Source organism: Paracoccus sp. R12_2, from assembly GCF_017744015.1.
GTDB lineage: Bacteria > Pseudomonadota > Alphaproteobacteria > Rhodobacterales > Rhodobacteraceae > Paracoccus.
Map to the genome: position 1 here is coordinate 173,910 of NZ_JAGHRA010000008.1, position 8,409 is coordinate 182,318.

The following is an 8,409-nucleotide window of genomic DNA, read 5'->3' on the forward strand; positions in this document are numbered from 1 at the left end:
GGGCACCTCAGTGCAGCAGGGGAAGATGGATGCGCAGTTCGGTCAGGTGATCGGCGCTTGAAATCTCGATACGGCCGCGATGGCCCTCGACGATCCATTTCGCGATCGACAGGCCAAGTCCGGTGCCGGCCTGTCCGGATCGTGCGGGCTGCCGCGCCCGATAAAAGCGGCTGAAGACGAAGGGCAGTTCGGCCTGCGGAATTTCGGGGCCGGGGTTCTGGACCCGAAAGACTGCCATGCCGTCCGCGCAGGCCAGCGATACCTGGATCGTCGCGCCGGGATCGGCGTATTTGATCGCATTGTCCAGCGCGATCAGCATGGCCTGCGACAGACGCCCGGCATCGCCTTCGGCCCTGCAGCTGCCCGGTGCCATGGTGGTATTGATCCTGACCCCGTTTTCCTCGGCCAGAACCTGCGCATCGGCCAGTGCGATTTCCAGGACGTCGTGCAGGTCCAGCGGCTGCATGTCGAAGCGGATCGCGTCCACCTCGGCGCGCGCCAGAAACAGCAGATCCTCGACCAGCCGGGTCATCTGCTGGCAAAGCTGCACGATCCGTTCCAGCGTGTCGCGATGTTCCTCGACCGTGCGGCTGCCGCCCCGCAACGCGATTTCAGCCTCGCCGCGCAGCACGGTCAGCGGGGTGCGCAGTTCATGACCGATATCGGCAAGAAACAGCATCCGCATATGATCCAGCTTCTGAAGGCGGGTATTGGCATCCTCAAGTTCCACGGTGCGGCGCGATACCTCGTTTTCCAGCCCGGCCTGCACCTCCAGCAAGGCGGCGCGCTGCGCCTCGAGCCGCGAGGCGGCGTTGTCGACCTGGGCGGCGAGGCTGGCGAATTCGTCGCGTCCCCGATATTCCATCCGGTAGGCCAGATTGCCGTCGCCGATCTCGCGGGTTGCCGATTCCAGTGCCGCGATGGGCCGGGTCAGCGATCGGGCCAGCAGCAGCGCGCCGATGGCGGATACGATGAACGCGGCCGCCGTCACGATGCTGATGATCCATTCCAGTTCGCGTTCCAGCCGGTTCGTCTGGCTTTGATAACGGCGCAGTTCGGCCTCTTCGTCGGCGATGGCCGCGCCGATATGATCCTCCAGCGTGGTATCCAGACTGTCCTCGATCTCTTCGCGAAAGATCTGGATCGCCTCGTCCAGCCGCCCTTGGTCGCGCAGCAACAGCAGGCGCTGTGTCCGCAGGTCGATATCTTCGTACAGCGACCGCATCTGTTCGACACGGGTCAGTTCGGCCTCTTCCTCGGCGCGATCCGCAGGGACCGAGATGATGCCGATCTCGTCACGGATCAGCAGTTCCAGCCGGTCGAGGCTGTCTTCAAGGCTGTCGCGTGCCTCGTCGAAATCATCCAGTTCGGTCCGACCCAGCAACAGCAGTTCGGCGACATTCTCGGAATAGCGATTCATGGCGGCGGACATGCGGATCACGCTGTCCAACTGCGCCCCCGCCAGTCGATTGCGGTCGAAGTAATAGTCGATCCTATCGACATAATACCACGTGACCGCCGCCACGCTGAGCAGCATCGTCGTCACGAGAACCTGAAAGCTGATGATCTTCAACCGGATCGTCATGGGTCTGGATGTCCTCCTGCAGGCGATCGGACTGGATCTGCGCGTGGGCAAAGCTGATGACGCGGCCCGATGCGCGGATGGTCTCGGGCCGGTGTGCGACCACGATACGGGTCGGTGCCAGACGGGCAAGGGCCGCATTGACGGCCGTTTCGCGGGCGACGTCCAGGTGGCTGGTCGCCTCATCCAGCAGCAGCAGACCCGGCGCACGATAGATCGCCCGCGCCAGCAGGATGCGTTGCTTCTGCCCGCCCGACAGGACCGTGCCCATGTCGCCGATCAGCGTGCCGTATCCCATCGGCATGTCGATGATATCCTGATGCACGGCCGCCAGTTCGGCGCATTCCTCGATCCGGTCCTGATCGGGGTTTGCTGCGAAGAAGGCGATGTTGTCGGCGATCGAGCCCGCGAACAGCGTATCGTCCTGCATCACCACGCCGATCATCGCGCGCCAGCGGTCGGGGCCCAATCGCGCCATCGGCGCGCCGTCGATCAGGATCTTGCCCTCGGTCGGCTCCAGCAGCCCGGCCATCAGCTTCAGCAGCGTGGTCTTGCCGCACCCAGATGGCCCGGCCAGCGACACCCATTCGCCCGGCTGGATGCGCAGGCTGACATTCCGGACCACCAACGGATCATTGGGGCTGTAGCGGAACGAAACGTCCTGCAGTTCCATCGCAATCGGGGTCACCGGGCCCGCCGGGCGCGGATCGCTGCGAGGTTCGGGCCGGGTCAGGGCGATATCGGCAAGGCGTTCGGCGTGAAGACCCAGCATCCGCAATTCGACCAGCGTGTCGATCAGCCCGCTGACGCGGCGCAGGAACAGATCCTTGTAGGCCAGAAACGCGACCAGCAGGCCGACCGAGAATTCGTTCGACAGGATCATCCGCGCCGCCAGATAGACGATGCCGATCCCCAATGTTCCCAGCAAGACCATGTTCGCGGTCTTGAACAGCAGGTCCAGACGTTGCGTGACAAGCTGACGGTTGACCGTCTCGACCAGCAGGTTCAGCCAGCGCGCGCGCCGGTCCTGCTGACCGCCCATCAGCTTGATGGTCTTCATGCCGCGCAGGCTTTCAAGGAAATGGCTGTCGCGCCGCGCCTCCCATATGATCGCCTCGGCCGAGGCCTGCCGCAGCGGCGCATAGGACGCCCATCTCAGCAGCCCGTAAAGCGCCGCCCCGGCCAGCGCGACCAGCCCCAGCGTGGGGGCTAGGACGAACATCAGGATCAACGTCAGCACGCACATCAGACCGTCAAGGATCGCCACCACCAGATCGCGGCTGAGGGTCTGCAGGATCGTGTCCTGCGATTCGAAACGCGACATCACGTCCGCCACATGGCGCGTCTCGAAATAGCTGGCCGGAAGATTCAGCAGGTGGCTGAACAGGTTTGTCCGCGCCTGGACCTTCAACGAGGCGCCAAGCGTGATCAGCATCCAGCCGCGCAGCGCGGTGACGCCGGTCTGCAACAGCAACAACAGCAGGAAGGCGGTGGCCAGCGTCACAAGAAGGCTGCGATCCGCCGAGACGATGGCGTTGTCGATCGTCAGGCTGAGAAACAGCGGTGCGATCAGCGCGAAGATCTCGATCGCCAGCGCCAGCAGCAGCAGATGTCCCAGCGCCCGCCTGAGGCCGGTGATCTGGCCCAGCAACGCGCGGATGCGGACCCGCGGCGGGGCCTCGGACGGCTCGAACCCGCCGGTCGGGGTCAGTTCCAGCGCGACACCGCTGAAATGCCGCGAGGCGTCGGCCATCGACAGGCGCCGCACCCCGTCGGCGGGGTCGTGGATCACGATACCGCCGCGACCGACGGATTTCAGCACGACGAAATGGTTCAGATCCCAGTGCAGGATCGCGGGCAGACGCAGCAGATGCAGTTCTTCCAGTTCCAGCCGCAGCGGTCGGCTGGCCAGACCGATGTGATCGGCAACCCCGATCACATCCTTCAGCGTTGCCCCTTTCAGCGAAAAACCGAAACGACGGCGCAGTTCGGCCGGGTCCGTCGCGCGCCGGTGAAAGCCGGCGACCATCGCCAGCGCGGCAAGGCCGCATTCTGCGGCCTCGGTCTGAAGGATCATCGGCAGCTTGCGCCGCCAGCCGAATTGCAGCCCCTGGGTCATGTTCATGCCGGTTCGCGCCCCCTCAGCGAATGCAGCGGTTCAAGGATCCACTGCCACAGCCGCCGCGTCTCGATCTGGATATCGGCCTGCAATGTCATGCCCGGTTGCAGGGGCGCGTCGCGGCCATAGGCGGTGGCGCTTTGGGCGTCCAGATCGACGGTGATGCGATAGACAGGTTGCCCGGACGCCCCCAAGTCCGCCAGCGGCCCTGTTGCGCCTGCGGCCTCGGCCAACTCGCCCGGCCCTACCGTCGCGCGGGACACGCTGCGGACCTTGGCGTCATACTGGCCGAATTTCTGGTGCGGATAGGCATCATAGCGGATCAGCACGCGCTGACCGGGTTCGACAAATCCGATATCGCGGCTGGGGCCATAGATCTGCGCCTGCAGGATCGTGTCCGACGGGATCAGCGTCATCAGCGGTGTCGCGCTGTCCACGGTTTCCCCGGCCGTCGCCCGCAGCGCGGTGACGGTGCCGGATCGGGGCGCGGTCAGAACGGTTTCGCGGGCGGCTTCGGCTTCGGCCAGCTCCTGTTCGATCTGGGCGATGGCGCGGTCGATTTCGGCCAGTTGCAGGCCCTCGCGCAGCGGGTGTTCGGCGATCTCGGCGGTCAGTTCCACGCGGGTCCGGTTGACCGTCGCGCGCGTCCGTTCCAGCGCCTGCAGGGACAGCGCCTGATCGAAGGCGGATTCCTCGGCCCGCTGCAGGTCGTCCTGGGTCGCCAGCCCACGGTCGCGCAAGTCGCGCAGCCGCGCGGCTGACGCGTCGGCCAGATCCACCCGGTCACGCTGCATCGCGAATTCGGCGTCAAGGCTGGCGGCCTCGGCCTCGATCACCGCCAGCCTGGCCTGATGCGATTCGGATTGACGCGCGTAAAGCGCGCGGTGGCTGTCTCGTTCGGCCGCAAGGCTGTCGCGACGCGCGCGCAGCGCCCGCAGAACCTCTTGCCGGGATTCGCCTGCGCCGCTTCGTCGTTCGCTGGACAGAACCGCCAGAACGTCGCCGCGTTCGACCTGCTGGCCTTCTTGCACGGGCAACTGGGCCAGCAGGCCGGGCTGCGAAGCGGCGACCTGCAACAGCCCCTGCTGCGGGGTCAGCCAGCCCGAAAGCCGGACCTTGCGCGTGTATTCGCCGAACGCGATCAACGCCAGAATGCCGATCACGATGATTGCGGCGAACAGGGTCAGAACGCTGTAGGACAGCCGCGGCACCAGCAGGACCGAGCCCAGCCATCTGTCCCGCTGCTCGGCCATCGCCTCGGGGCGAAACAGGGGCAAGGGGGACGGCTCGGCCATCTACAGGTCGTCCACGTCTAGTTCGGTGACCGAAAAGCTGACCTCGATCATCTTTCGCTTGCGGCGAACGGGCAGTACGACGCTGGTCTTGGGGTCGAAGAAATCCTTCAGAAGCGGTGGCCGGTTCGCGCGGTAATAGAAGGCCGGATCATCGATGACCGAGGCTGCGGCGACGGTTTCCAATTCGTCCCGCCGCGACACCGTCTGGATGATGACGGGCGCGTGCGTGATCCCCGCCATGCGCAGCGCGGTGGCCCGGTGATAGCCGTTGTGCAGAACGATGCGCTTGCCCCAGCGGATGCCGCTGAGAAAATTCGATCCGTGACCGACGACGATCCCGACGATGCCGGAAACCGGGCCGCAGCGGCGCATTCCGCTGACCTGATCGGGGCGCAGAAGCGTCGTTTCATGGTACCGCAGATCGGTGGAATCCGACAGGAACGCGTACCGGTCGCGTCCCAGCCGGCGGCACTCGACCGCCGCATCCCGGCGATCCAGCGGCTGACAGAAGCGGAACAGGTCCTCGGGTTTGGGGGCGGGATCAAGGCCGTCGGCAAGTCCCTGAACGAAGGGCAGCGTCACATGACGCTGGCTGACCACGATCCGGTCAAGCTCGACCATCTCGATGGTCGTTGGCACCCGATCGAAGGTTTCGCGATAGATATCCTGCTGCTGCAGTTCCTCGGCCAGCGGGCGCATGGGCTTGGGCAGCTTGCGGCAGCGGATCCGGTCCGCCAGCCCGGCCTCTTTCTGTTCCAGCCCGGCCAGGTGATCGTTGGCACGGCGCCATTCGGCAATGATGTCCGCGCGACGACGGTCCGCATCGTCGGTCTGGCGCAGGACGACATCCAGATAGTCGTTCAGCGGCGGCTGTCCCAGCAGCCACAGCTCATCGCGCGTGGCTGCGGAAATGCCCGTGGCGGAGATCGGATCGGCGCATTCGAACGGCATGGAACCTCGCGACGAAAGCCCCGAAGCCGCAGGCGGCTTCGGGGATGGTTGCGTCACATCAGCTGTTGCTGTTGCTGCGGCTGTTGCTGCGCGATGCACCGCTGTCGCTGCCGTTGCGACGACGCGCCGCCTTGCGCCGCTTGCGCCGACGACGGCCCTTGCCGCCTGCACCGTAGACTTGTTCCAGTTCCAGTTCGTTAAGGTCACGCATGGTCTTGCTCCTTGTTGTTGCGCAGGCTTGCCTGCCTTGCCTGACCATCGAAGCAGCCGCGCCCGCATGTGCCAACGTGACTGTCAGAAAGGGGCCGGTTTCTTCGCGAATTCTAATGTTGCTCTGTTTTTCGGTTAATCTGGGCCGATCATCGGAGGCCTTCGGGGCCGAAAACCCGTCATTAAGATCAATATGAATGCGCGCGCGGCGGAGAAATTTCCCCGCCGCGCGAATCATTCTTGTCGTGGAAATGCGGCCCGCTGGCCGCCTGAATGCCGTCTGGGCCGTTACTCGGCCGGAACCGGCGCCGGTTCGGCTGATCCGGCAGGAAAACGCTCCAGTTCCGGCGAGGTGCGATGATGCGTCGAATAGATCATCGCGCCGACAAAGGTCAGCCCGCCGACCAGATTGCCGACAACAGTCGGGATCTCGTTCCAGATCAGGTAATCCATGATCGTGAAATTGCCGCCCAGAAGCAGACCGGCCGGGAACAGGAACATGTTCACGATCGAGTGTTCGAACCCCATGTAGAAGAAGACAAGGATCGGCATCCACATTGCCATGACCTTGCCCGAGACGCTGGTCGACATCATCGCCGCGACCACCCCGGTCGAGACCATCCAGTTGCACATCACCGCACGGACGAACAGAGTCAGCATCCCAGCGGCGCCGTGTGCCGCATAGCCGACGGTCCTGCCTTCACCGATATGGCCGATCTTCTCGCCCACCGCGTTTGGCGCCTCGGACCAGCCGAATGTGACGATGATCGCCATGAAGATCGCGACCGTGAAGGCGCCCGCGAAATTGCCGCAGAACACAAGGCCCCAGTTGCGCAGCATTCCCTTCATCGTGACGCCGCGCCGTTTGTCGATCAGGGCCAGCGGAACCAGCGTGAAGACACCGGTCAGCAGGTCGAAGCCCATCAGGTACAGCATGCAGAACCCGACCGGGAAAAGCAGCGCACCGATCAGCGGGTTGCCGGTATTGACGGTGACGGTCACCGCGAACGCAGCGGCCAGGGCCAGGATCGCGCCGGCCATATAGGCGCGGATCAACGTGTCCTTGGTGGACATGAAGACCTTGGCCTCGCCTGCGTCGATCATCTTCTTGGCGAAATCGGGGGGATTGACGTATGACATTCTTCTACCTTCCTGTTCTTTTTGCGGCGTTTCCGGTTCTCACCAGTTGGAATAGGCCAGATACTTGCCCGACATGGTCAGCCGGACGCGGTCGCCTTTCGGGCTGGGTTCGCGTTCGACATCCATTGAAAAATCGATCGCCGACATGATGCCGTTGCCGAATTCCTCGTTGATCAGCGCCTTGATGGTCGGCCCATAGACGCCGACGATCTCGTAGAGGCGATAGATGCAGGGATCGGTCGGCACGGCCTGTTCCCAGACCTTCAGCGGGCTTTCGGTCAGGACCTCGACCGCGCTGTCCGGCAGGCCCAGAAGATCGGCGAAGGCACGGGCCTTGGCTTCGGGAAACGCGTTCATCCCGGTCGCCGCGGAATGCAGCCAGACGGGGGACATGCCGATTTCCTCGGCCATCTGCGCCCAGCCCAACCCGGTGCGTTTCTTGGCGCGCAGGATCATCGCGGTCACGTCGTCGCGGGTTGTTTCGTCGATGGTGATCTTGTTCATGTCGGCTCCTCTCAGGCGGCCCGGCTGCGGGCGATAAGGTCGGTGGTGATCAGGATGCGTCCGGCCTCGACCCGGACGGGCCATGTGCGGACCGCGCCGTCATCGGCGCCCTGCGCCAGCCCGGTCGTCATGTCGAAGACCCAGTTATGCAGCGGGCAGGTGACGAAACTGCCATGGACGATGCCCTCGGACAGCGGGCCGCCCTTGTGCGGGCAACGGTCGTCCAGCGCGAAGACGCGATCATCGGCGGTGCGAAACAGCGCGACGCAGCCTTCGGGGGTCTTGATGACGCGGGCGCCCTGCTGCGGAATATCCTCAAGCGCGGCGATATCGACGAACAGGCTCATTCGGCGGCCTCCAGGGTCAGATCGGCCAGGGGCGACCATTTCGGAGTTTCGGATGGGGTGGAATGATCGGCCCATGGATCGCGGCGATAGACCGACTGGCTGATCTCGAACCGTTCGACCAGCGCCCTGCGGTTATCCAGATCGTCCACAACCTGGGCGATGACCCAATCAAGCCCGACCTTGGCGACCCATTTATGGGCCCGGTCCAGGTATTTCGCATGTTCGCGATACAGCTGGACGAACGCCGCGACGATCTGCACC

8 protein-coding genes and 1 pseudogene are annotated in these 8,409 nt (G+C 64.5%); all 9 read right to left on the minus strand.

Annotated elements, in window-relative coordinates; all coding sequences use genetic code 11:
• Positions 1-7: 7 nt before the first annotated feature.
• Positions 8-1,585 (minus strand): ATP-binding protein, encoded by a 1,578-nt coding sequence (locus J7359_RS11690; protein ID WP_209056824.1) that lies wholly within the window; start codon positions 1,583-1,585, stop codon positions 8-10.
• On the minus strand, positions 1,494-3,707 hold the full coding sequence (locus J7359_RS11695) for a peptidase domain-containing ABC transporter (protein WP_209056825.1): 2,214 nt from the start codon (positions 3,705-3,707) through the stop codon (positions 1,494-1,496). Before J7359_RS11695 ends, J7359_RS11690 begins: the two co-directional genes overlap by 92 nt.
• Complete coding sequence (locus J7359_RS11700; RefSeq protein ID WP_209056826.1) at positions 3,704-4,996, minus strand: HlyD family efflux transporter periplasmic adaptor subunit; 1,293 nt, start codon at positions 4,994-4,996, stop codon at positions 3,704-3,706. The genes J7359_RS11695 and J7359_RS11700 overlap by 4 nt, the downstream gene beginning before the upstream one ends.
• A complete protein-coding gene (locus J7359_RS11705) occupies positions 4,997-5,947 on the minus strand; it encodes a hypothetical protein (RefSeq protein WP_209056827.1) in 951 nt (316 codons plus the stop codon). It abuts the gene before it with no gap.
• Between the two features lie 58 nt (positions 5,948-6,005).
• Positions 6,006-6,395, minus strand: a complete 390-nt coding sequence (locus J7359_RS11710; protein ID WP_209056828.1) for a hypothetical protein — start codon at positions 6,393-6,395, stop codon at positions 6,006-6,008.
• Positions 6,396-6,445: 50 nt separating this feature from the next.
• Positions 6,446-7,297 carry a formate/nitrite transporter family protein gene (locus tag J7359_RS11715; protein ID WP_209056829.1) on the minus strand — a complete coding sequence of 284 codons (852 nt, stop codon included), beginning with the start codon at positions 7,295-7,297 and terminating at the stop codon, positions 6,446-6,448.
• A 39-nt stretch (positions 7,298-7,336) separates the two neighbouring features.
• A complete protein-coding gene (gene cynS / locus J7359_RS11720; RefSeq protein WP_209056830.1) occupies positions 7,337-7,801 on the minus strand; it encodes a cyanase in 465 nt (154 codons plus the stop codon).
• An 11-nt stretch (positions 7,802-7,812) separates the two neighbouring features.
• Positions 7,813-8,148, minus strand: a complete 336-nt coding sequence (nirD, locus tag J7359_RS11725) for a nitrite reductase small subunit NirD (protein WP_209056831.1) — start codon at positions 8,146-8,148, stop codon at positions 7,813-7,815.
• Positions 8,145-8,409, minus strand: a pseudogene (locus J7359_RS11730) (nitrite reductase large subunit); the annotation flags it as partial. The pseudogene J7359_RS11730 and the gene nirD, both read right to left, overlap by 4 nt.

Bases quoted from the DNA above. Each gene is read 5' to 3' on its own strand.
- J7359_RS11690 (WP_209056824.1), bottom strand. From the start codon at position 1,585: ATGACGATCCGGTTGAAGATCATCAGCTTTCAGGTTCTCGTGACGACG.
- J7359_RS11695 (WP_209056825.1), bottom strand. From the start codon at position 3,707: ATGAACATGACCCAGGGGCTGCAATTCGGCTGGCGGCGCAAGCTGCCG.
- J7359_RS11700 (WP_209056826.1), bottom strand. From the start codon at position 4,996: ATGGCCGAGCCGTCCCCCTTGCCCCTGTTTCGCCCCGAGGCGATGGCC.
- J7359_RS11705 (WP_209056827.1), bottom strand. From the start codon at position 5,947: ATGCCGTTCGAATGCGCCGATCCGATCTCCGCCACGGGCATTTCCGCA.
- J7359_RS11710 (WP_209056828.1), bottom strand. From the start codon at position 6,395: ATGATTCGCGCGGCGGGGAAATTTCTCCGCCGCGCGCGCATTCATATT.
- J7359_RS11715 (WP_209056829.1), bottom strand. From the start codon at position 7,297: ATGTCATACGTCAATCCCCCCGATTTCGCCAAGAAGATGATCGACGCA.
- cynS (WP_209056830.1), bottom strand. From the start codon at position 7,801: ATGAACAAGATCACCATCGACGAAACAACCCGCGACGACGTGACCGCG.
- nirD (WP_209056831.1), bottom strand. From the start codon at position 8,148: ATGAGCCTGTTCGTCGATATCGCCGCGCTTGAGGATATTCCGCAGCAG.